The sequence below is a fragment of the Flavobacterium sp. LB2P53 genome (assembly GCF_003970305.1).
Taxonomy (GTDB): Bacteria; Bacteroidota; Bacteroidia; order Flavobacteriales; family Flavobacteriaceae; genus Flavobacterium.
In genome coordinates this window covers 363,592-386,182 of the sequence record NZ_RYDG01000001.1, presented here as the reverse complement: position 1 = coordinate 386,182, position 22,591 = coordinate 363,592, and the positions used below count along the sequence as shown (strand labels likewise).

The 22,591-nt window shown below is 34.8% G+C and carries 26 protein-coding genes; 18 read left to right on the top strand and 8 right to left on the bottom strand.

Annotated features, from left to right (window positions below; all coding sequences use genetic code 11):
* The first annotated feature begins 55 nt into the window (after nucleotides 1–55).
* The 12 genes from gcvH (at nucleotide 56) to EKL95_RS15350 (ending at nucleotide 9,151) form a co-directional block, all read left to right on the top strand.
* A complete protein-coding gene (gene gcvH / locus EKL95_RS01820; RefSeq protein WP_126454175.1) occupies nucleotides 56–436 on the top strand; it encodes a glycine cleavage system protein GcvH in 381 nt (126 codons plus the stop codon).
* Nucleotides 375–791, top strand: coding sequence for a VanZ family protein (locus tag EKL95_RS15390; protein ID WP_126454173.1), 417 nt, complete (start codon nucleotides 375–377; stop codon nucleotides 789–791). Before gcvH ends, EKL95_RS15390 begins: the two co-directional genes overlap by 62 nt.
* 221 nt (nucleotides 792–1,012) lie before the next feature.
* Nucleotides 1,013–1,756: a deoxyribose-phosphate aldolase gene (gene deoC / locus EKL95_RS01810; protein ID WP_126563486.1), complete on the top strand. Its 744-nt coding sequence runs from the start codon at nucleotides 1,013–1,015 to the stop codon at nucleotides 1,754–1,756.
* Nucleotides 1,746–3,899 (top strand): gliding motility protein RemB, encoded by a 2,154-nt coding sequence (locus tag EKL95_RS01805; protein WP_126563407.1) that lies wholly within the window; start codon nucleotides 1,746–1,748, stop codon nucleotides 3,897–3,899. Before deoC ends, EKL95_RS01805 begins: the two co-directional genes overlap by 11 nt.
* Before the next feature lie 105 nt (nucleotides 3,900–4,004).
* Nucleotides 4,005–4,907 carry a heme o synthase gene (gene cyoE / locus EKL95_RS01800; RefSeq protein ID WP_126554776.1) on the top strand — a complete coding sequence of 301 codons (903 nt, stop codon included), beginning with the start codon at nucleotides 4,005–4,007 and terminating at the stop codon, nucleotides 4,905–4,907.
* Nucleotides 4,908–4,910: 3 nt separating this feature from the next.
* On the top strand, nucleotides 4,911–5,498 hold the full coding sequence (locus EKL95_RS01795) for a heme-copper oxidase subunit III (RefSeq protein ID WP_126458492.1): 588 nt from the start codon (nucleotides 4,911–4,913) through the stop codon (nucleotides 5,496–5,498).
* 42 nt (nucleotides 5,499–5,540) lie between these two features.
* Nucleotides 5,541–6,518 carry a cytochrome c oxidase subunit 3 gene (locus EKL95_RS01790; RefSeq protein WP_126458495.1) on the top strand — a complete coding sequence of 326 codons (978 nt, stop codon included), beginning with the start codon at nucleotides 5,541–5,543 and terminating at the stop codon, nucleotides 6,516–6,518.
* A gap of 21 nt (nucleotides 6,519–6,539) precedes the next feature.
* Nucleotides 6,540–6,890 carry a cytochrome C oxidase subunit IV family protein gene (locus EKL95_RS01785; RefSeq protein ID WP_126454166.1) on the top strand — a complete coding sequence of 117 codons (351 nt, stop codon included), beginning with the start codon at nucleotides 6,540–6,542 and terminating at the stop codon, nucleotides 6,888–6,890.
* Between the two features lie 77 nt (nucleotides 6,891–6,967).
* Complete coding sequence (locus EKL95_RS01780) at nucleotides 6,968–7,609, top strand: hypothetical protein (RefSeq protein WP_126516467.1); 642 nt, start codon at nucleotides 6,968–6,970, stop codon at nucleotides 7,607–7,609.
* Between the two features lie 11 nt (nucleotides 7,610–7,620).
* The gene (locus EKL95_RS01775) at nucleotides 7,621–8,307 is read left to right on the top strand and encodes an SCO family protein (protein WP_126563406.1); all 687 of its coding nucleotides are present in this window, start codon (nucleotides 7,621–7,623) and stop codon (nucleotides 8,305–8,307) included.
* Nucleotides 8,308–8,892, top strand: a complete 585-nt coding sequence (locus EKL95_RS01770; protein ID WP_126563405.1) for a DUF420 domain-containing protein — start codon at nucleotides 8,308–8,310, stop codon at nucleotides 8,890–8,892.
* 109 nt (nucleotides 8,893–9,001) lie between these two features.
* Nucleotides 9,002–9,151 carry a hypothetical protein gene (locus tag EKL95_RS15350; protein WP_317125129.1) on the top strand — a complete coding sequence of 50 codons (150 nt, stop codon included), beginning with the start codon at nucleotides 9,002–9,004 and terminating at the stop codon, nucleotides 9,149–9,151.
* A gap of 33 nt (nucleotides 9,152–9,184) precedes the next feature.
* On the opposite strand, the gene EKL95_RS01760 is transcribed toward EKL95_RS15350, so the two are convergent.
* Nucleotides 9,185–10,594 (bottom strand): DUF4403 family protein, encoded by a 1,410-nt coding sequence (locus tag EKL95_RS01760; protein WP_126563404.1) that lies wholly within the window; start codon nucleotides 10,592–10,594, stop codon nucleotides 9,185–9,187.
* A 240-nt stretch (nucleotides 10,595–10,834) separates the two neighbouring features.
* Between EKL95_RS01760 and EKL95_RS01755 the strand changes: the two genes are divergently transcribed.
* The 4 genes from EKL95_RS01755 (at nucleotide 10,835) to tsaB (ending at nucleotide 15,039) form a co-directional block, all read left to right on the top strand.
* The gene (locus EKL95_RS01755) at nucleotides 10,835–11,515 is read left to right on the top strand and encodes an efflux RND transporter periplasmic adaptor subunit (RefSeq protein WP_199736764.1); all 681 of its coding nucleotides are present in this window, start codon (nucleotides 10,835–10,837) and stop codon (nucleotides 11,513–11,515) included.
* Between the two features lie 82 nt (nucleotides 11,516–11,597).
* The gene (locus EKL95_RS01750; protein ID WP_126562605.1) at nucleotides 11,598–12,968 is read left to right on the top strand and encodes a TolC family protein; all 1,371 of its coding nucleotides are present in this window, start codon (nucleotides 11,598–11,600) and stop codon (nucleotides 12,966–12,968) included.
* Between the two features lie 6 nt (nucleotides 12,969–12,974).
* Complete coding sequence (locus EKL95_RS01745; RefSeq protein WP_126554790.1) at nucleotides 12,975–14,273, top strand: efflux RND transporter periplasmic adaptor subunit; 1,299 nt, start codon at nucleotides 12,975–12,977, stop codon at nucleotides 14,271–14,273.
* Between the two features lie 97 nt (nucleotides 14,274–14,370).
* Nucleotides 14,371–15,039: a tRNA (adenosine(37)-N6)-threonylcarbamoyltransferase complex dimerization subunit type 1 TsaB gene (tsaB, locus tag EKL95_RS01740; protein WP_126563403.1), complete on the top strand. Its 669-nt coding sequence runs from the start codon at nucleotides 14,371–14,373 to the stop codon at nucleotides 15,037–15,039.
* Between the two features lie 137 nt (nucleotides 15,040–15,176).
* Here the strand turns inward: tsaB and EKL95_RS01735 are convergent, their stop codons facing one another.
* From EKL95_RS01735 to EKL95_RS01720, 4 genes are all read right to left on the bottom strand, one after another.
* Nucleotides 15,177–16,022 (bottom strand): mechanosensitive ion channel family protein, encoded by an 846-nt coding sequence (locus EKL95_RS01735; RefSeq protein WP_126563402.1) that lies wholly within the window; start codon nucleotides 16,020–16,022, stop codon nucleotides 15,177–15,179.
* Nucleotides 16,023–16,088: 66 nt separating this feature from the next.
* Nucleotides 16,089–16,709 carry a hypothetical protein gene (locus tag EKL95_RS01730; protein ID WP_199736762.1) on the bottom strand — a complete coding sequence of 207 codons (621 nt, stop codon included), beginning with the start codon at nucleotides 16,707–16,709 and terminating at the stop codon, nucleotides 16,089–16,091.
* A 510-nt stretch (nucleotides 16,710–17,219) separates the two neighbouring features.
* A complete protein-coding gene (locus EKL95_RS15345; RefSeq protein ID WP_317125150.1) occupies nucleotides 17,220–17,318 on the bottom strand; it encodes a dodecin domain-containing protein in 99 nt (32 codons plus the stop codon).
* A 204-nt stretch (nucleotides 17,319–17,522) separates the two neighbouring features.
* Nucleotides 17,523–18,422 carry a NifU family protein gene (locus EKL95_RS01720; RefSeq protein WP_126563401.1) on the bottom strand — a complete coding sequence of 300 codons (900 nt, stop codon included), beginning with the start codon at nucleotides 18,420–18,422 and terminating at the stop codon, nucleotides 17,523–17,525.
* 168 nt (nucleotides 18,423–18,590) lie between these two features.
* Between EKL95_RS01720 and EKL95_RS01715 the strand changes: the two genes are divergently transcribed.
* Together EKL95_RS01715 and EKL95_RS01710 are read left to right on the top strand one after the other, a co-directional pair.
* Nucleotides 18,591–19,589 carry a type IX secretion system membrane protein PorP/SprF gene (locus EKL95_RS01715; RefSeq protein WP_126563400.1) on the top strand — a complete coding sequence of 333 codons (999 nt, stop codon included), beginning with the start codon at nucleotides 18,591–18,593 and terminating at the stop codon, nucleotides 19,587–19,589.
* 11 nt (nucleotides 19,590–19,600) lie between these two features.
* Nucleotides 19,601–20,116 (top strand): gamma carbonic anhydrase family protein, encoded by a 516-nt coding sequence (locus EKL95_RS01710; protein WP_126563399.1) that lies wholly within the window; start codon nucleotides 19,601–19,603, stop codon nucleotides 20,114–20,116.
* Nucleotides 20,117–20,128: 12 nt separating this feature from the next.
* On the opposite strand, the gene murI is transcribed toward EKL95_RS01710, so the two are convergent.
* The 3 genes from murI to EKL95_RS01695 all read right to left on the bottom strand — a co-directional run bounded on the left by murI (nucleotide 20,129) and on the right by EKL95_RS01695 (nucleotide 22,563).
* On the bottom strand, nucleotides 20,129–20,908 hold the full coding sequence (gene murI, locus EKL95_RS01705; RefSeq protein ID WP_126458537.1) for a glutamate racemase: 780 nt from the start codon (nucleotides 20,906–20,908) through the stop codon (nucleotides 20,129–20,131).
* A 110-nt stretch (nucleotides 20,909–21,018) separates the two neighbouring features.
* Nucleotides 21,019–21,519, bottom strand: a complete 501-nt coding sequence (locus EKL95_RS01700) for an OmpH family outer membrane protein (RefSeq protein ID WP_126458540.1) — start codon at nucleotides 21,517–21,519, stop codon at nucleotides 21,019–21,021.
* 21 nt (nucleotides 21,520–21,540) lie between these two features.
* Nucleotides 21,541–22,563 carry an OmpH family outer membrane protein gene (locus EKL95_RS01695; RefSeq protein WP_126563398.1) on the bottom strand — a complete coding sequence of 341 codons (1,023 nt, stop codon included), beginning with the start codon at nucleotides 22,561–22,563 and terminating at the stop codon, nucleotides 21,541–21,543.
* Between the last annotated feature and the right edge of the window lie 28 nt (nucleotides 22,564–22,591).

The window sequence follows — 22,591 nt, the reverse complement described above, 5'->3', positions numbered from 1 at the left end:
TACATTTGTCACATAAAATTCAAATTATCATTTAATAATTATCAATTACAATAATATGAACATACCAGCAAATTTAAAGTACACAAAAGATCACGAATGGGTAAGCCTTGAAGGGGATATTGCAACAGTAGGAATCACTGATTTTGCGCAAAAAGAATTAGGGGATATCGTGTATGTTGAGGTGGAAACTTTAGATCAGACTTTAGAGAAAGATGAGGTTTTTGGGACTGTGGAAGCGGTTAAAACGGTTTCTGATTTGTTTCTTCCTCTCTCAGGAGAAATTATCGCTTTTAATGACGCACTAGAGAACACTCCGGAAAGTGTAAACTCAGATCCTTATGGCGCCGGATGGATGGTAAAAATTAAAGTAACTAATGTTGCTGAATTTGATTCGCTTCTTTCGAGTGATTCGTATAAAGAAATTATTGGTGCATAAGCAACTATTTTTGTGGGCAGCTATTGTATGGGCTGGAATTATTGCCTTTTTTTGTTTAATACAATTGAACAATGTCCCTCTTGGGAATGTGTCCAATATAGATAAATATGTCCATGCTTTTTTTCATTTTGTACTAACGTCATTTTGTTATTTGTTTTTAAAAAAACAGATAAGCAGTTCGAATAGTTTAAAACCGTTAGTGTTTTCTTTTTTGTTTTCCTTTTTTTTTGGAATAGTAATCGAGATTTCACAAGAGTTGTTTACCCTTTCCAGACATGCAGACATATATGATGTTTCAGCAAATACATCCGGAGCGGTGCTGGCAGTAGCAATCGCGGTGCTGTTTAAGAAATAAAAACATAAAGATAAAGTCCCACTTCTTGTGGGATTTTATGTTTTAGGCACTAGAAGAGTTGCGGTTTTACGGAACAGGATTTTTACTATTTTTAAGGTAGTGAAAGTATCAGTTGTAGTATCAAAAATAATTAAATTGTACGATCTAGCACTAAGCTCATGTGCATATAAAATGTATTTTTGTCAGTCAGAGTTCACTATAATTATGAAATCAAAATCGCTATGGATATCAAGCAATATTTAGACTCAACCTATTTGAAAACTGCGGTACAAGCGGGTCTCAGTCATGAAGAAAATACGCTTGTGGCTCAGGGATTTATTCAGGAAGCCATTGAGGAACGCTTTAAACTCATTATGATACGTCCCGAGATGGTTCCTTTAGCTAGAAAAATGATTCTTTCGGCACATTCAAATCTGGAAATAGGAACTGTAATTGATTTTCCGCAGGGCAAATCTTCAATTGAACAGAAGTTGATTGAGGCCGGACAGGCTATAGATAATGGGGCTGATGATCTGGATTTTGTTTGTAATTATGAAGCCTTCAAAAATGGTGAAATTGACTTGGTCAAAGATGAAATTCTAAAGTGTACGCAATTGGGATTGGCCAAAAAGAAAGTTGTAAAGTGGATTATTGAAGTTGCAGCGCTCAATGATAAAGAAATCATCCAATTATCAAGTTTGATTAAAAATGTTATTGTTTCTAATTTTCAGCAAGAGTTGTTCGCTACGATTTTTGTGAAGTCTTCAACCGGATTTTATAAAACGGAAAATAATCTGCCCAATGGCGCTACGATTCCTGCTATAAAAATGATGCTCGAAAATGCGTCGCCTTTACCGGTAAAAGCTGCCGGAGGAGTGCGGACGTATGAGGAAGCTGTTGAAATGATCCGATTAGGCGTAAGACGAATAGGAACTTCGGGAGCTAGAATGATTGCTAACGGTCAAAATTCACACAATGAATATTAGATTTATAAAGGAAATTGAGGTAAAAAAAACAGTGTTTGTAATGCTTTTGTTCCTGTCTTCTTTCTATACAAACGCTCAGCAGATTAATAGTTTACTGCAAGAGTCAGGAAATTCAGCCGAACGATTTCCTGTTTTTCCAGATTGTGTAAACTTGCAATCCAAAACATTAGAAACGTGTTTCTATAATCAGGTTCAGGATTTTGTTTTTCAAAACTTTGAAATTCCAGAGCACCTAGTCCAAAATGATTTTCAAGGAGCGGTAAAAGTGCTCTTTGAAGTAGATAATACGGGGGTATTTAAAGTGATTTATGTAGATGCCATAGCGCAAGACCTGATAAAGGAAACCAAAAGAGTTTTTGCAAAATTGCCTAAAATTCAACCCTCAACCTACAACGGCAACCCCACCTATAATAAGTTTACAATGACGATTGCAATTCCTTTAAAAAACAGGAAAGAAGTTGTTGCTGAAGCTTTGGCGAAAGCCGAATTCCTGCCTAGTAGCAATAAAAAGGTAACAGAACTGGATAGCATCGTGTATAAAAAATTTAATAACCCTGAATTTGATAGCCATTTGAATGTGCCCTTTTCACACAGTTATTATGCTCAATTTGATGCTTCGTTAAATCAAGTGGGGAGCAATAATCATACGGCATCAAAACCATATACATACACGGAGGTGTCAAAATATTATGACTTAAAAGGAGCCAATGAAAAGCTGAAAAAGAATGTTTCCGGCTGGTGGGCCAGAAAACTATGGAATGAGAGTACAGTTGCAATTCAAGGGGAAGGCTATTGGTTTACAGTTAATCCTATTTTTGACCTGCAGCTTGGGAAGGCTACCCAAACGGAGGCTTCTTATACTTATGTAAATACACGGGGGATAAATTTTCGTGGTGGTATAGGAAAACAACTCAATTTTACCACAACCATTTTTGAAAGTCAGGGTCGTTTTGCGGATTATTACAATCGGTATGCTGAGTCAATCAAACCGGATGGAGGTAATCCTGCGATTATTCCGGGAATCGGAATTGCAAAAGATTTCAAAACGGATTCGTATGATTTTCCTTTGGCCGAAGCCAATTTGACTTTTGCGCCCAGCAAACATATTGATATGCAATTGGGTTACGGAAGAAATTTTATTGGGGATGGTTATCGCTCTTTGTTAGAAAGTGATGGCGCCAGTCCCTATCCTTATTTTAAATTGAATACTAATTTTTGGAAAATAAAATATACCAATACTTATATGTGGCTTAAAGACGTTCGCCCGGACGCTACGCTGGAAAGAACCTACGCTACGAAGTTTATGGCCAACCATTATTTGAGTTGGAATGTTTCGAACAGGCTGAATCTAGGTTTCTTCGAATCTGTGATTTGGACAAATACCAATGAGAGAGGATTTGACATGAGTTTTGTGAATCCCATAATTTTTTATCGTGCGGTCGAATTTGCTTCGTCAGCAAGAACCGGAAATGCGCTTTTAGGATTGACTTATAAATACAAATGGAGCAACCAGATTAACTTATACGGACAGTTTGTTCTCGATGAATTTTCGCTTGGTGATGTAAAAAAACGGGATAACAGCTGGAAAAATAAATACGGATACCAACTTGGAATTAAATATTTTGATGCTTTCAAAGTAGATAATTTACTATTGCAGTTAGAGTACAATCATGTTCGTCCGTATGTATATTCTCATAGTGCTCCAATCACAAATTATGGACATAATAATCAAAGTATAGGACATCAGTGGGGCGGAAATTTTAAGGAATTTATTGCAATTGCCCGATACCACAAAGGAAGGTATTTTGCTGACGCAAAAGTTACTATGGGAACTCGAGGCCTGGATTTTGGTACAACAGAAGATGTTTTTAATTATGGAGGAAATATTTACAAGGATTATGATGAAAACAGGCCGTTTGACAGTGGTGTAAAAGTGGGTCAAGGAAATAAAACAGCTGTTTTTATTGCGGACTTTCAAGGGGGATATTTAGTCAATCCGGCAACCAACCTAAAGTTTTTTGGAAGCTATATTTACAGGAGTTTCGACCCTTCGAAAAATACGGAAACAGCTTTCAATCAGAGCACTAATTGGCTAACTTTAGGATTAAGAGCTGATATTTTTAACTGGTATTTTGACTATTAGTTTTCATTTTCATTTTAAAAAAGTTTTTTATGAATTGTTTTTTGTCAAATCCCTTTTGATACCCTACTTTTGCAAAAGTTTTTACAAAGCAAATCATCTTTAGCATTGAGCACAACACAAAGTACCCTTTCATTAAAATCTATTTATATCGATTTCCGCGAAATCACTAAGGCTCGTTTAGCCGTTAGTGTCGTATTTTCATCTATTGCAGGATTTATGCTTGGGATTTATGATTTGCACTCTTTAGATTGGGCGGTGTTGTTCAAATTAGCTGTAGGCGGGTATTGTATGGTGGGCGCTTCGAATGTCTTTAATCAGGTAATTGAAAAAGATTTAGATGCTTTGATGGACAGGACCAAAAATCGTCCGGTTCCAACGGGAAGAATGTCTCAACGCACTGCATTGCTGGTAGCAAGTTTGCTTACCGTTATAGGAATTGCGATGCTTTATACGATCAACCCGAAGACGGCCATGTTTGGTGCTATTTCCATATTTTTATACACAAGTGTTTATACGCCATTAAAAACAATGACTTCATTGTCCGTTTTTGTGGGGGCATTTCCGGGTGCAATTCCTTTTATGTTGGGGTGGGTAGCGGCAACGGGAGAATTTGGAATAGAGGCAGGAACCTTGTTTTTGATTCAGTTTTTTTGGCAATTTCCACATTTTTGGGCTATTGGTTGGTTTCTATACGAAGATTATGAAAAAGCAGGGTTCTTTATGTTACCAACGGGAAAGAAAGACAAAGGAACCGCTTTGCAGGTTATTCTGTATACAGTGTGGCTTATTTTGGCTTCCTTATTGCCGGTTTTAGGGTATACGGGACGTTTTTTTATCACGCCAATTGCAGCAATTGTTGTATTTTTACTGGGTATTTGGATGCTTTTTTATGCCGTTCGATTGTATAAATTACGAACCGCAAAAGCGGCTAAAACTTTGATGTTAGTTAGTGTAGCCTATATTACTTTGTTACAATTAGTCTATATATTTGATAAATTTTTAAGATAAATTATGGAAATGATAATGACAGCAGCCGAGCAAAAATCAAGAACGGCAAGATCCTATAAATTGATTTTGTTGTTTGCTATGGTGAGTATGACTATGATGTTTGCAGGACTAACGAGTGCTTTTGTAGTGAGTAAATCAAGAGCTGACTGGTTGAAGAATTTTCAATTGCCAATTGCTTTTTACTATAGCACTGCGGCAATTATAGGGTGTAGTGTGACTTTTTACCTAGCCAAAAAAGCGATTCAAAAAGACAATCAAACACAAACTACAATGTTTCTTTTAGCTACTTTAGCATTAGGAATATTGTTTGTTTTTTTGCAGTTTGCAGGTTTTGGAGAAATAGTCGAAAGCGGGTATTATTTCACGGGAAGTGGAAGCTCAATAACGACTACTTTTTTATATGTTGTAACGGTTGTGCACCTGATTCACCTTGCTGGTGGTGTGATTTCACTACTAATTATAATTTATAATCATTTTAAACAAAAATACAATTCATCTCAAACCCTTGGTATAGAACTAGGTGCAATGTACTGGCACTTTTTGGATCTATTATGGGTTTATTTGTTTTTGTTTTTATATTTCTTTAAATAAGAAAAAAACGTAAATTTGGGAACTTTTTAACGAATAATTTTTATGGAAGCGACAGTTACTACTGCAAATAGTGAAGAGAAAACTTGGGGAGGCGGCAATGAGCCAATGAGGGCAAGTTATGGCAAATTGATGATGTGGTTTTTTATCGTATCGGATGCTTTAACGTTCTCTGGATTTTTAGCCGCGTATGGTTTTTCTAGATTTAAATTTATTGAGACATGGCCGTTGGCTGATGAAGTGTTTACACACTTTCCATTTATGCACGGGGTATCTGCTCCGATGTATTATGTAGCATTAATGACTTTTATTTTGATCTTTTCATCTGTGACTATGGTTTTGGCCGTTGACGCAGGGCATCAAATGAAAAAAAATAAAGTAATCCTTTATATGTTTTTAACTATTATTGGAGGTTTGATTTTCGTAGGGTCTCAAGCTTGGGAATGGAAAAATTTCATCAAAGGCGAATACGGCGCTATTGAAACAAAAGGAGGTAGTTTGCTTCAGTTTGTTGATAAAGACGGAAATCGTGTAGCTTTGGCTGATTTTGCTGCCAATCTGCACGAAGAAAGAGAGCAATTGACTCCAAATAAAGCCAAATGGTTTATGAGTGAGCCATCATTGCCTTCCTATTCTGTAGCCGAGGTTCAAGCCGGTTTCAAAGCACATCCTGAACTTTTGATTCGAACAGAAGTGATGACCGCAACCAAACAGAAAACAATTCTTTCTAGAGAAGAATCCGTATCTAGATTGGGTCAGGCACATTATGTTGTGGAAGGCGCAAATCTGGTCAGAAATGAATATGGAAGTAAATTATTTGCTGATTTCTTTTTCTTTATCACTGGTTTTCACGGTTTTCACGTTATTTCAGGAATAATAATTAATATTATTATATTTTTTAATGTATTAATTGGAACCTATGAAAAAAGAGGAAGCTACGAAATGGTAGAAAAAGTGGGGCTCTATTGGCATTTTGTCGATTTAGTTTGGGTGTTTGTATTCACCGTTTTCTATCTTGTTTAATTTTCAAAAAAAGTAATTATCATGTCACACGTACACGTATCTAACATAGGCAGAATCTGGAAAGTTTTCGGAATATTATCTGCCGTTACCATAATAGAAGTTATTCTTGGGATTTTGAAACCTGAAGTTCTTCACATGAATAATTTTATGGGTATGAATTTGCTTAACTGGATATTTTATGGCCTTACAATTTATAAGGCGTACTATATAGTTTGGGCCTTCATGCACATGGAGGGTGAAAAAAGTAGTTTAAGAAGTGCAGTTGTTTTGCCTTTAATTTTCTTGATCATTTACCTGCTTTTCATTCTTTTGACAGAAGGAGATTATATTCATGAGGTTTTTAAAAATTCCACGATTAAATGGAATTTTTAACACGATATTAATTCAAAAAAGGGTGCGCATTGCGTGCCTTTTTTTATTTTTGTACTTTAATAAATAGCATTGTCACAATGAAAAAAAATAGTGTTCTTTTTGTTCTTTTTATTTTACCCATCGTTGCGTACCTCTTTTTTGCTTCTGGTGTAAACAGTTTTACAAAACTTCCTATTGTAACCCCTAAAACTGCTGATTTTGGAGATTGGTCTACTTTAGACGGAGGAAAAATCAGTTTAAATGATAAGGTTACCGTTCTGGGGTTTTCAGGGACAGATCTTTTAATAAACAGAGGGAACCTTTTTAACCTAAATCAGAAAATTTATCAAACGTATCATAAGTTTAAAGATGTCCAGTTTGTGGTAATTTGTCCTACAGGGACTGAGACAGATGCGAAGAAAGTAGTTGATGCCTTGTCCGCTTTTACAGATATGGCGCAATGGCGTTTTGTGTTTGCCTCAGCTGAAGAAATTCAAGCGTATCACAAGCAATTAAAACTTATCGAGAACCTTGACCAAAAGTTAGGGACTCCCAAAGTGTATATCATCGATAAAGAACGGAATCTTCGAGGGAGGAAATTAGTAAAAGATACCAAAGAGGGATATAATACGTTTCACCCAGCTGAGTTAAGCAATGAAATGCTGGATGATTTTAAAGTCATTTTGTATGAATATCGCGCTGCTCTGAAGAAAAATAAGAATGCCAGTAGAAAAATTTAAATTTATAGTTTATGTTTAAGAATAAATCATATATCGGTATTTCGTTTATTATTTTGATTTTTGGCATCTATGCGATTCCAAAAATTGTAGATAGAATTAAAAATGACAAAGTGGTTCAGGGCGACCGTCTGGACAGTGTGAGGCCAGCAGTTATAGAAGGTGAGAAGCTAACTAAAATTGGTCCAGCCCCACAATTCGAATTGACAAATCAAGACAATAAAAAAATAACGAATGAAACCTACAAAGGAAAGGTCTATGTTTTAGAGTTTTTCTTTTCAACGTGTCCTACGATTTGTCCAAAGATGAATGAAAGTATGCTTCTTATTGAAAAAAGTTTTTTTGGAAATCCTAATTTTGGGATCGTTTCTATTACTATAGATCCGGAGCACGATACTGCAGAAGTATTAAAAGAGCATGCAGACTTTTTAGGAGTAAAATCTACGAATTGGAATTTTTTGACCGGGGATAAAGCCTACATTTTTAATCTGGCCAATAAGGGATTTAATCTTTATGCTGGGGAAAATAATAAAGCAACAGGTGGATTCGAGCATTCAGGATTGTTTGCCTTGATTGATAAGAATGGAAATATTCGTTGTAGAAAAGATGATTTTGGGAATCCAATTTTATATTACGATGGTTTAGATAAAAAAGGAGTAAGGAACATCCAACAGGATATTAATATTTTATTAAAAGAGTAAATGGAAAACAGTTCTTTAGAAAAAAAATACAATACGCTAATTATAGCGGTATCGGTATTAATACCAGTGGTTGTGGCTATACTCTTTGGGGTCAAATTAAAAGATTTGGGATATGATGTAGCGCCTCTTTCTTTTTTGCCACCCATTTATGCTACTACTAATGGGGTTACTGCGATTTTGTTAGTTGCAGCCGTAGTAGCAATTAAAAACGGAAAAAGGAAACTTCACGAAAGGTTGATGACAGGAGCTATTGCATTGTCTATCGCCTTCTTGGTAATGTATGTTGCCTATCACATGACGTCCGTTTCTGCTATTTTTGGAGATTCTAACCATAATCTTATATTAGAGGATTCTGAAAGAGTAACTATAGGATCATTACGAATCGTTTATTTATTGATTTTAATCACGCATATTATTTTATCGATTGCGATTATTCCAATGGTTTTGATTACATACGTTAGAGCATTAGCACAAAATTTTGAAAGTCATAAAAAGATCTCCAAAATTACTTTTCCAATCTGGTTGTATGTCGCCGTTACCGGAGTAATTGTTTATTTAATGATTTCCCCTTATTATGTATATTAAAAGTAAAAGTCAGATTTCAAAAACCAAGAGTATAATCAGAAAGTGGTCTGTATCTATATTTGTACTAATTTGTTTTCTTTTTTCGTCTTCTGTAAAGGCTCAATGTGCGATGTGTCGCGCGGCATTGACGAGTGAAGGAAATACCACTACAGCAGCAGCGGTTAATGACGGAATTGTATATTTAATGGTAATTCCTTATCTTCTGGTTGCAGGGATTGGTTACGCTATTTATCGAATGAAAAAAAACAAATCCAGTTAAACAGCACTTTCCATTTTTTTTAAAATGGAAAAATTATTTCAGGCCGTTTATAGCGACATTGATGGTTCCTTTTATTTTTATAAAGGCTAAGATGGCTTGATTTGTCAATTGGATTCTTTGAAATTGAATGTTTTCCATTTTTCCATTGATGAACACGCCTTGCATTGGAGAATAATTTTTTAGATAAGGCAGTATATTTTTTTGACCCTCTTCAAGATTTGGTATCAAGGAATATCGGCAAGATTGTTCCATTTTTCGCAATACAAATCCTTGTGCAAGCCAACTAGCAGTGCGCGTCAATTTATTTTTGGTATCCAAAGCATAGGTCAATTGATCAAAATAGATCTCTTTTGTTTGTTCATTATATTTGGGTAATCCGGACAAATAGAGTGTTCCGTTTACAGATCCTGTTATTTCTAGCGCAATAATCATTTTTCCGGTTTTGTGCCAAATTGCTACATTTTGCACTTTTACTTTCTTTGATCCTGAGCTAAATTCCTGGCCTGCAAAATTCTTGGTCATTATTTTTGAAGCCTCCTGATAGGTCGAAACAGCAATGATATTTGCAGTGATGGCTTCTGGAATTTTAGTAACTGGTTTTAAAATGATCTTTGAGGCATCAAATTTAGTATCAGGTTCTTGTCCTATTATGGTTTCCATGTTGCATTTCATCCCCATTTGCAACACAAAAGTGTCTTTTTTTAGTTGGGCATTTGTAGAATAAATTTCAATAGGAACAATACGAAGCCAACTGTTATAAGTAGTACTCATTTGAAAAGGGGTGCAAATTTTTTCTAAAGCGGCCAAGACATTCGGCTTGAAATCCATTGATTTCGCAATAGCGGCATCAATTTTATTTTCGATTTTCGATTTAAATAATTGGATGGCAGGATTGATTAAATAGGTAACTGGAACATTTTTTCCAAAAACACGCATCGTTGGGCTTTCATTCCAGTCCAATGATTGCAGTTGTGTTGTGGTATTCAGTTTCCAATTGGTTAAGCTAATTTCGCTTACTAAAGTGATCACGCCATTCAGGTTGAATTCCCGCGTATCATACAATTCAATACCCATTTTTTTAGTGCCAATTCGGTATTTCACAACCGCTTTTAAGGGTAAAATAGTTTTTATTTTTTCTCCTGAGTTCTCCGGGTCATTCACGATACTTATTGGTGCCAATTTCCAAACTTTCATTTCAATGCCATCATCGTTAATGTTGTTGTCTTCGTAAATCAAGCCGTTCATTAGAGTGTTGGTTTGGTTTTGAATTTCTTTCAGTTTGATACTGATGGGCAAGTTGATAAAGGACGGAGTATTTTCATAGACTAATGGTGTTGCGTCGTCAGGCTCAGGTTTCAAAGCTTCAATTTGATTTGTTGACGAACAGCTAAAAAATAAAATTATAGAACAGAGTGTAAGCAGGGTTGATAGCGTTTTTGGCATTTAATTCGGGTTTAAAGCGGTAAAATTAATAAAACTATTCTTTTTTAAGATTAAAGTGTAACATTTTATCTGCAACGAAGTCTTATGGTTAAAATCCTTGAAGTCATCCTTTTTATTTCCGTATAATTTACTGTTGAAACTAATTAAATAGTGTTTTAAAATTGCCAGATTATGATTGAAATTAAAGACCTGTACAAATCGTATAAAATATGAAGTTCTGATCTACATGTTTTAAAAGGGATTAATTTCAATATCAAGGAAGGCGAGCTAGTGGCCATTATGGGTTCCCCTGGTTCAGGGAAATTAACACTATTAAACATACTTGGAATTCTGGATGAGGCAGATTCCGGGAATTACAATTTAGATACTGTTCCCGTAAAAGTAGGGAATCAGGTTGTTGAAAGTAATAACTTCAATGAAGGGACAACAATTGCAAGTGTTGCAGATGTAGGCCGAATGATATTTGTGGGGAAAATTGACGAGTCAGAAGTGGGCGAAATAAAAGAAAAATTACCCATCGAAATTACCATTGGCGCTATCGAGAACAAAAAATTTGACGCCGTATTGCAATACATTGCTCCAAAAGGTAAAACTGAAAATGGTGCCATCCAATTTGAAATCAAAGCATCATTAGCCAATAGTGAGAACACTTTTATTCGCGCTGGTTTGAGAGTAAATGTGTCAATTATACTTGAAAAAGTGGATAAGGTATTGGCGCTGAAAGAGGCGCTGATTCAATTTGATAAGAAGACACAAAAACCATACGTAGAGATTCAAACGGGGACGCAGGAATTTATAAGAAAGGAGTTAATCTTGGGTATCAGCGATGGTATTTATGTCGAAATCAAAAGTGGAATTAAAGCTTCCGATACGATTAAAGTTTGGAATCAAGTCTTAAAAAGCGAAGAAGTGAAACCCTAAATCTGTACTTAAAAAAGAAATTCAGTTTTTTAAAAAATGTTAAATATGTGTAGTACCTTTGTTACACTTTCATCTAAAATATATGAAAAAAAATAGTTATATCAGTTTCGTTTTTATCACGCTGTTCAGTTTGTCTATTCAGGCGCAATCCAAAAAATGGACCCTCGAGGAATGCGTGAAATATGCCATTCAAAACAATATTTCCATCAAGCAATCTGAATTAGATAGTAAAACAGCTCTTATTGATAAAAAAGGAGCCATCGGAAATTTTCTGCCGTCTTTAAATGCAAATGCATCACATTCCTGGAACATTGGTTTGAATCAGGATATTACAACAGGGCTTTTGCAGAACCAAACGACGCAGTTTACTTCGGCTGGAGCCAATGTTGGAGTGGATATTTATAAAGGACTGCAAAATCAAAATACACTTCGAAGAGCTAATCTTTCAATTGTGGCGGCTAAATACCAATTACTCAAAATGCAGGAGGATATTGCCCTGAATGTTGCCAACGCTTTCTTACAGATTCTTTTTAATAAAGAAAATCTAAAAGTACAAAAAGAACAGTTGGAAATTAATGAAAAACAATATGTACGCTCTGAAGAATTAGTTAAAGCAGGTTCAATTCCTCGTGGGGATTTATTAGATATCAAAGCTACAGTAGCATTGAACAATCAAAATGTTATTGCTGCAGATAATGCTTTATTAATTTCTAAATTAAGTTTAGCGCAGTTGTTGCAATTAAAAGAGTTTGAAGATTTTGATGTAGTAGATGATACTGACATTAGAGATAAAAATAATATAATGGTACAAACTCCAGCTGCTATTTATGACAAAGCATTAGAAAACAGAACTGAACTGAAAATTGCCAGAACAAATCTGGAGATTGCACAGAAAGATCTGGAGATTGCCAAAGGAGCTTTTCAACCTACTTTACAAGGTTTTTACAGCTTTAATAGCAGAGTTTCTTATGCTGATGTCCCTTTCTTTGATAGTATGAGGAATCTAATTGGCACTAAAAATTCAGCTCCGTTTTTCGAACAGTTTAATAGTAATAAAGGACAGTCTTTTGGAGCACAATTGTCGATTCCGATATTCAATGGGTTTTCGGTGAGGAACAATGTAGAACGTTCAAAAGTAAGTTTAGAACGGTCAAAAATTGCAGTGGAACAGCAGGATTTAGATTTGCAGCGTAATGTTTTTACTGCCTTTACAGATGCTAAAGGCGCACTAAATGCCTATGAATCCTCAGTTGTGGCACTTGAGGCGAGACAAGGCGCTTACGATTATGCCAAAGAAAAATATGATGTAGGTTTGATGAATTCATTTGATTTTAATCAATCACAAACCTTACTGACGAATGCACAATCAGAAATTATTAGAACCAAATACGATTATATTTTTAAAATCAAAATACTAGAATTCTATTTTGGAATTCCAATTATCAAATACTAATTTATCATGTCAAAAAAAACAATTTATATTGTATTAGGTGTTTCAGTAGCAGCTATTGTATTGTTAGTAACGCTTTCAAAAGCAGGTGTTATAGGAAATAAAGATGAGGGAACAGAAATTGAAATCGCCCAGGTCAATCCCTCAACTATTATTGAAACCGTATCGGCTACCGGGAAAATTCAACCAGAAATTGAAGTTAAAATTTCATCGGAGGTTTCAGGCGAAATTATTTCTTTGAATGTAAAAGAAGGACAAGCCGTTAAAAAAGGCGATTTATTGGTCAAGATAAATCCGGATTTGTATACTTCAGGATACAATCGTTCCGTTTCTAATTTATCAGGCACACGAGCTGCTTTGAGTCAGGCGGAGGCCTCTTTTAAAGAATCCAAATCAAATTACGAGAGAAACAAAATATTATTTGAAAAAGGCATTATCTCAAAATCAGATTGGGATAAAGCAGTTGCTTCTTATGAAGTTGCTAAAGCATCAAAACAAACGGCTTACTTTAATGTTCAAAGTGCTGCGGCAACCGTAAATGAGGCTAAAGATAATCTAGGGCGTACCACCATTTATGCACCCGCTGACGGAACCATTTCAGTACTGAATGTAGAGCTGGGCGAGCGCGTTTTGGGTACGCAACAAATGACCGGAACGGAGATTTTAAGAGTGGCCAATTTAAATAATATGGAAGTGGAAGTGGATGTCAATGAAAATGATATTGTAAAAATTAAAGTAGGAGATGAAGCAAATGTGGAGGTAGATGCCTATTTAAAAAAACAATTTAAAGGGACGGTAACTAGTATTTCTAATTCAGCCAGTTCCGCCTTGACAGCTGATCAGGTCACTAATTTTAAAGTAAAAGTTAGAATTTTGAAGGAATCTTATCAAGATTTACTTAAAGGAAGACCAGAAACATATTCCCCTTTTAGACCTGGAATGACCGCAACGGTTGATATTATTACCGATACAAAAACAAATATACTGACAGTGCCTATAAGTGCTGTTGTTATAAAGTCAGATACGGCTTCAGTCAAAGAGATTAAAGTGGCAGATCCAGCTGAAGAACAAAAAGAAGCATCGCCTAAAAGTGATAAAAAATACGAATGTGTGTTCGTAAAAGTAGGGGATAAAGCAAAAATTAGAGTTATTAAAACCGGAATTCAGGATGATACTAATATTGAAGTTTTGACAGGTCTTAAAAAAGGCGATGTGGTCATTACCGGGCCATACTCTACAGTCGCTAAGGAACTGAATTCAGGAGATAAAGTGATGCTGAAAAAAGATAAGGAAATTATGAAAAAATAAAAGCGAAAAACAGGATAAATAATGCGAATTTTGTAATTCAAAAATAAAACAAATTAAAGGTTTCGAGAGGAACTTTAAACTTTAAACTTTAAACGGCTTGTCTTACTTATTAAATATTGAAACCGCCACTAAAAATTGCTCGGTAGCTCTTGCAAAAGGAGGAAAAACGATTCTCTGCAAAGAAATAGCAGAAGAAGGATATTCCCACGCGGAACGATTGCATGTTTTTATTGAGGAAATTATCAAAGAAGCCGGAATTACGTTTCAGGATTTATCCGCTGTTGCCGTAAGTCAAGGACCGGGTTCTTATACTGGATTGCGAATTGGGGTTTCGGCAGCAAAAGGGCTTTGCTATGCACTGAACATCCCATTGATTGCTATTGATACTTTGCAAGCGTTGGCATCGCAGGTTACAGTTTCCAGCGGATTGATTATTCCCATGATTGATGCGCGAAGAATGGAAGTATATAGTGCTGTTTTTAACCCGAATTTAGTAAAAAAACGAGAAGTTCTTGCCGAAATAATTACGGAGAATTCATTTGAAGATTTGCAGGAATCCATCTATTTTGTTGGAGATTGTGCCGAGAAATGCAAGCTGGTTTTAACTAAAAAAAATCATATTTTTTTAGAGGAGATTAAATATCCTTCTGCCAAAGAAATGAGCGCTTTGAGTTATGAGAAATTCAAAGTAAGTGACACCGTTGATGTTGCGTACTTTGAGCCTTATTATTTGAAAGATTTTTTGATTACGACTTCAAAAAAATAGTTATTGCTTTTGTGGAATCTGAGTTTTAAAATAATAGTGTCGTAACTTCTGCCTTTCTTATTGTAGGAATGCGGTTTTAATAAAGAAATTAAGGGTTTGGCTGTACTGCCAAACCCTTAATTTCTTTATTATTATTATTATATTTCATTACTCTCCGTGTTATTCTTTTTTGAAGACTCTTTAACATAAGGCTGAATAATAATTCCCGCGGTATCAAATGCTTGTTTGCAGTTTTCTAATGTATCGGCATAAACATCCCAAAAATCTTCATTTGTAGCCCAAGGTCTTACCGCTATTTGGATGGCGCTGTCGGTGAGGTTTTTTACGGATACTTCAGCAGCAGGTGTTTCAAGCACTTTTGGATTGTTCTTTAGAACTGCCGTTATCATTTCGCGCGCTTTTTTAATATCCGTATCATAAGAAATAGCAATTGTCAAATCAGCTCTTCTGATCCTTTGTAAAGAATAATTTATGATATTTCCATTTGATAAAGATCCATTGGGTATAAAAATAGTTTGATTGTTAGCGGTGATTAATTTGGTTACAAATATTTGTATCTCGTTAACAGTTCCAATGACCCCTTGGGCTTCAATTGTATGGCCAACCTTAAAGGGTTTAAAGAGAATAATCAACATGCCGCCTGCAAAATTGGAGAGTGATCCTTGGAGAGATAAGCCTACAGCAAGTCCCATTGCACCGAGAATGGCCACAAAGGAAGATGTTTCAATCCCTAGTTTCGAAATAAAGGATACAAATAAAATTATTCGTAAGACCCAAACTAAAATATCTGCCAGAAATTTTGTCAGTGTAGGGTCTAGATTCCTTTTCACCATTATTCTTCTTATGAATCTATTGATGAGGCGGATGATATAAAGTCCAGCAAATAGAATTATAAAGGCAGAAATCAATTTTGGAGAATAATCTATCAATACTTTTAAAAAAGTATTAGCGTAACTAGAAAGTTGGTCTGGATCTAAATTCATTTTTATGTAATAAAAAACCTTCTCAAAAGGAGAAGGTTAAGTTTGAAAGACAAAAATACGAATAAATTAATCGGCATCTTCTTCTTCTATTTTATTTATGGTTTCTTTTTTGCTCTGTTTTAGTTCTTCATCGCCATCATGTGCAAGGGAACTTGCCTTTTCTTTTAGAGTGTCAACAACTTCAGAAGCGGTTGTTTTTGCATCACTGGCTAAGTCTTCTGCTTTGTCAGCAGTTTCGCTTGCTTTTTCTTTTAGGGTATCAATAACTTCAGATACGCTTGTTTTTTCCTCAATGGCCATATCTGATGCTTTGTCAGCAGTTGCATCAGTTTTTTCTTTTATACTATTTACTAAATCCCCAAGAGCTTCTCCGGTTTTGGCTGAATACTCGCTTAATACTTCTCTAGTATTGCTGGCAAAGTGTTCTGCTTTTTCTATAATTGGCGCTGCCGTTTCTTTTGCTTTTTCAAAAGTATCTTCAGCAAAAACCCCTGCTTTTTCAAGATAAGGTGTTGCGCTTTCTTTTGTTTTTTCAAATGTTTCTGCTACGAAATTCTCTGCTTTTTCTAAGTAAGGTGCCGCTGTTTTTTTGGCGTGATCAAAACTAGTTTCTGCTTTGTTCGCTAATTCATTAGTCGTTTCTTTGGCTGAGCCAAATAATTTTTTAAAAAATGATGCTAGTCCCATGGTATTTCTATTTGATTGGTCTTACAATAGTAGTGATTTTTTTCTATGATTACTTTATTAAATCATTAATAATTTGTTGATAATCAGTATTTGGCATTGAACAGGTATAGTTTTGACTCAAGGATGACAGCTTTTCTTGGTTTGAGATGCGTGCCTGTAAAAAAGAGAATTTGATAGTTTTGTATTTCTGTCATTGCTGCCTTAGTGCCATACAGGTTGGTTGTTAATGGCTGGGAAATTAGCGGTGTTTATAATCCTGGGCTTGTCTTTTTCTAGGGTTGGTGCCAATGATTTTGAAATCAGAGTTTTCGGTTTACTGGATTTTTGGGGTGTTGTAATAAATAGGGACTGGTTTTAAAATGGAATTTATTCATGGGAATTTTTTTAGCCCCGGTAGAAGTGGAAATCCTTTTTCTTTTTTCTTTAAAAAGAAAAAGATTGTAACGGATGACGGGAAATTGCTCCTAAAAAAAGCGCTTCTGATGAAACGCTTTGATTTTTTTAGCTACTCTATTCGTGTTCGAAAGTTAATTTTAGATTTATTCTAAATTCTGTTATAACACCAGTACTGATGGTTGCGCTTTGGTCATGGACATAGACGGACCGCATGTGTTTTACAGATTTTCAGGCTTTGGCTATTCTTTTCGAGCTCCATCTTGCCAACTTGTTTCAGAACTGCAAAGAATTTCAATTACTTTTGATAGTGACCTGATTTCTAGGTGTTAAGTTAAATATTAAAATGTATTTTCAATTTAAAACACATTTTTTTAACGTAACTATATTTAAATCAATGTTTTGAATTATTTTTCCTTTTTATGCATTTATTGCCTCTACTTTGATGCTTTCGTCATTTAACATGCTTTTTAACATGTTTTCTATCCCGCTTTTTAAAGTAAATGTAGAAGAAGGACATCCGCTACAAGCACCTTGTAAAATCACTTTTACAGTTTTGTCGGCTTCGTTATAGGAATCGAAGGCTATATTTCCACCATCAGCTTGTACTGCGGGTTTTACATATTCTTCTAATATATTAATGATTTGTTGCGAAGTGACATCCAGGGTGTCAAATTCTTTTACTTTTATTTTTTCTTCTGTAGTTACCGTGGCAATATAATTTTCATCTAAAACAGTTCCGCCATTTTCTATGTATTGCTTGATGAAACTTCTTAGTTCTAAGGTAATTTCTTGCCATTCATTGACTTCGTATTTAGTTACGGAGATGTAATTTTCATCAATAAAAATTTCTTTTACGTAAGGGAATTTGAACAGTTCTTTTGCCAATGGAGAAGCGCCAGTTTGATCGATATTTTTGAATTCAATAGCGTTTTTAGTGAGTATTTTGCTAACTACAAATTTCAAAGCTGACGGATTAGGAGTTGTTTCGCCATACACGGTCACCGGTTGTTTTTTAGACTTATTTTCTTCTATAGTAATGATTAATCCGCCATCATTTACAAATTTTTCTATTTGTTGCGCCACAGCATCTTTGACATCATCCCATTCAACAATATTATATTTTTCAACGGCAATAAAATTCCCGGAGATATAAATTGTTTTTACGAAAGGCAGGTAAAATAATTGTTGTGCTAAAGGGGATGTTTTTGCCTCGTCTATATTTTTGAATTCAAAACTTTCATTTTGAGTGATGAAATCGTTAAATTCAAATTTTAATATCGTTGGATTTTGGGTCTCTTTTATGGTAACTTTGTTCATCAGTTTTGAATTTTTTACAAATTTACTAAAGTTATTTTCTACGAATACCTATATTTGATTTTTTAATGAATAAATTAACTTTAATTTACGTGTTTGATTCGGCTTTTGCTTTTTTTTAATAATTTATATTGTTTTTTGATCGCATCCGTTTTACTAAAAAGTATTTGAATGTATAATAAGATTAGATTTCTAGCCATTATTTTTTTGATGTCACATTATTCCTTTTCTCAGGAAGGAATACCGGTGTACTCAGATTATCTGTCAGACAATTATTACTTGATACATCCTTCTATGGCCGGAGCGGCAAATTGTGCTAAAATTAGGTTAACCGGTCGTAAGCAATGGTTCGATCAGAAGGACGCACCTGAATTACAAACACTTAGTTTTAATGGTAAAGTAGGTGAAAAAGCAGGAGCGGGTTTTATACTTTTTAATGATAAAAACGGGTATCATTCTCAAAAAGGAATAAAATTGACGTATGCGTATCACCTTATGTTTTCAAGAGATGAAATTGATTTAAATCAATTGTCTTTCGGGATTAGTGGTGGATTGATACAAAGTCAATTAGATGAAACCGCTTTTTTGCAGTCAGGGGATTTTGATCCAATAATTGACGGAACCGTGGTGCAAAAAGATTCTTATTTTAACGTGGACTTTGGAATATCCTATAATTTTTTAGATTTTTACGCGCATGCGACAGTAAAAAACGCAATTGAAACGAGAAGAAATATTTACACGGAATATGAAAGTGATAACTTAAGGAAGTTTTTATTCAGTGCAGGGTATGTTTTTGGTAATTCAGATCAAATCTTATGGGAGCCTTCTGTTTTATTCCAATTGGTGGATCAAACAAAAGAGAAATCAATTGACCTTAATTTGAAAGCATATAAAAATTTAGATTTTGGTAGAGTTTGGGGTGGATTGTCCTATCGAAGAAGTTTTGATGGTGCAGAATATCTTGATGGCAATACAATTTCCAAACAAAATCTGCAATACATAACACCAATTGTGGGTGTGAATTTTGATCAATTTATGGTCGCTTATACGTATTCTCAATTGTCTGGAGCGGTGAAATTTGATAATGGTGGTTACCACCAAATTACCCTTGGGATTGATTTATTTTGTAAACCTGTAAAATATGATTGCAATTGTCCGGCAATTAACTAATTTATCTTATCATGCTAATAAAATCTGTCAACGGTAAATCACCTTCTATTCCGAAGGATTGTTATGTTGCTGAAAATGCCACTATTATTGGGGATGTTACTTTTGGAACCAACTGTAGTGTATGGTTTAATGCTGTTATCAGAGGCGATGTTAATTGTATTAAAATTGGAAACAAAGTCAATATTCAAGATGGTGCTATTATTCATTGTACGTACAAAAAACATCCTACGCTCATAGGAAATAATGTTTCTATTGGACATAATGCAATCGTTCATGGTTGTGTGGTTCATGACAATGTATTGATTGGAATGGGGGCGATAGTAATGGACAATTGTGTTATCGAAAGTAATTCTATTGTAGCTGCCGGTGCTGTTGTTACTCAGAACACTGTTGTAGGCTCAGGGACAATCTGGGCAGGAGTTCCCGCTAGAAAAGTTAAGGATATAGATCAGTCCGATTTTGCAGGAGAAATTGAACGCATCTCGAATAATTATGTTATGTATTCCAGTTGGTTCAAGGAGGAGTAATATTCAGCCGTTTTAGAAATTTTCCTGTTCTACCGTATACTTGTTTTCTAAAATTTCAGTCAATACTTTTGGATTGGTGTTGGTATAAAAAATAGGTTCGTTGTTTTGTGATGATGCGAAACCTATATTTTCCCGCAATATGTTTTGAGTTTGTTTGGCAACTGCTTCACCGGAATCTATAATGTGAATGTGTTTGGGAAGGATTTTTTTTATTTGAGGAATCAGATACGGATAGTGACTGCAACCTAATACTAAATAATCAATATTGGCATTAATCATAGGAATCAGGTAGGCTTGAAGTAATGTGGTCATTTCGGGCGAGTTGATCTCTCCATTTTCAATTAATTGCACTAATCCATGTCCCACCTGCTCAATTATTTTAGTGTCTTGGTACTTTTCAGTGGTTTTATTGAAAAGTTCACTGTTTAGTGTGCCTTGTGTAGCCAGAATTCCTATTATTTGTGTTTTTGAATGAGTGACTGCTGGTTTTATCGCAGGTTCTATTCCTATGAAAGGAACATTATATTTAGATCTTAATTCTTGAATGGCATTAGTTGTTGCCGTATTGCAGGCAACTACAATTAATTTACATTTCATATCAAGCAGGAATTCGGTATTTTTCATGCTTAATGCAACAATTTCCTCTTTTGTTTTTTGTCCGTAAGGTGCATTCCTGCTATCGGCAAGGTATATGGTTTTTTCGTTTGGAAGTAGTTTGTGAATTGCTTTCCAGATGGAGGTGCCACCTATTCCTGAGTCAAAAATCCCTATAGGTTGATCGTTGTTGTTCATAGAAACAAAGTTACGCGCTGAAATTTTAATTTCCTAGAATATTTGTTAAACAAAAAAACTGCTCTGTCCTAATATAAGGTGAGCAGTTTTTTTGAATTTTGTTCTTTTTTTTAGAAACCTAAATCTTTTTTTACATCCATAGTCAAGTTTGGACCATCAGCCAGTAAAAGAGTTGAACCGTCTAAAACATATTGATATCCTTTTGCTTTACCCACTTTTTGGATCGAAGCTCTTACTTTTTCCATTAATGGTTTTACGATATCAGATTCTTTTTGTTGCAATTCTTTTTGAGCATTGTCTCTGTAGTCAACAATTCTTTTTTGCATGTCCTGAACTTCTTTAGAACGTTCTGTGTTTATAACTTCAGTAACTGTTGCTGCTTCTGCTTCGTACTTTTTTAATTTAGCTTGGTATTCTTCAACCATTTTTTTGTAATCAGCATCATACGTAGTACTCAATTTGTCTAATTGTTTTTGAGCATCTAACATTGCAGGCATTTTTGTCATAATTTCACTTACATCTACATGTGCTGTTTTTGTTTGTGCAGTAATTGTTTGATTTGCTCCTAAAATAACAAGGGCAGCAATTAATAGGGTTTTGATTTGTTTCATCGTTTTTAAAGTATTTAGTAATTAATTATTGTTTGTATTTTCTTTTATTTTTTCCTCTTTTGCTTTTTTGAGAGCTTCTCTGTCTTCCAGTATTTTTTTTCTTCTTTCTTCTAAAGCTTTCCTGCGATCTTCAATGACTTTTTTACGATCTTCCAATGTTTTAGTTCTGGCATCAGCTTGTTTTTGTTTGGCTAATTCAACAGTTTCTTTAGCATTGTCTTTTTTTGAGTCACTTACTGATGGTGCTGTAACGGTGTCAGTTGCTTTGACATTTGCAGAAACCGTGCCATTTTTTTTAGCTTCTCTGTCAGCTATTATTTGTTTTCGCTTGTCGTTAAATTCTTTTTTTCGTTGTTCTTGAAGTAATTTTCGGTCTTCAAGCAATTTGTCTCGGGCTATTTTTTTATCGTTCAGGATTTTTTGTCTATCGGCTAATGCAGGATTTTCATCTAACGCATCTTCCTTGCTTTCTCTGGCTTCTTCTTCCTGAAGTTGTTTTTTTGTCAGTTGTTCTCTTTTTTCTGTACGGTTCAATACACGTAAAACTTGCTCACTGATATCAAATCTTTTTGCTGCAAACAGCATGGTAAGATCAGAGGCTTTATCAAAGATGAAATCATATTTTTTTGCTTCAGCAATATCCTGAACGGCAGTAAAAATTTGATCCTGTATTGGTTTTACCAAAATAGATTTTTGTAGGATCAAATCGCCATTGGGTCCAAATCTTTTTTGTTGATAGTCTAAATTTTCATTTTCGAGGAAACTAATTTCTGTTTCTCTTTCGCTAATGAGTTCTTTGGTTAATAGTGCTTTTTCGGCTTTTAACGCATCTTTCAATTTATTGATTTCAATTTTTTTAGTTTCAATTTCTAGTTTCCATTTTTGGGCTTTTTGCTCTAATTGAACTTTTGCTTCGGTATAATTTGGAACATTCTGTAAAATGTATTCCATATCAATATAGCCCAGTTTGGTTCCTCTAGTTTGCGCTTTCATAGTCTGCGCAACTGCTAAAATTAAAAAAAGATATAAAAATTGTTTTCTCATAAATAGTAACGTACTAGAAAAATTTTAA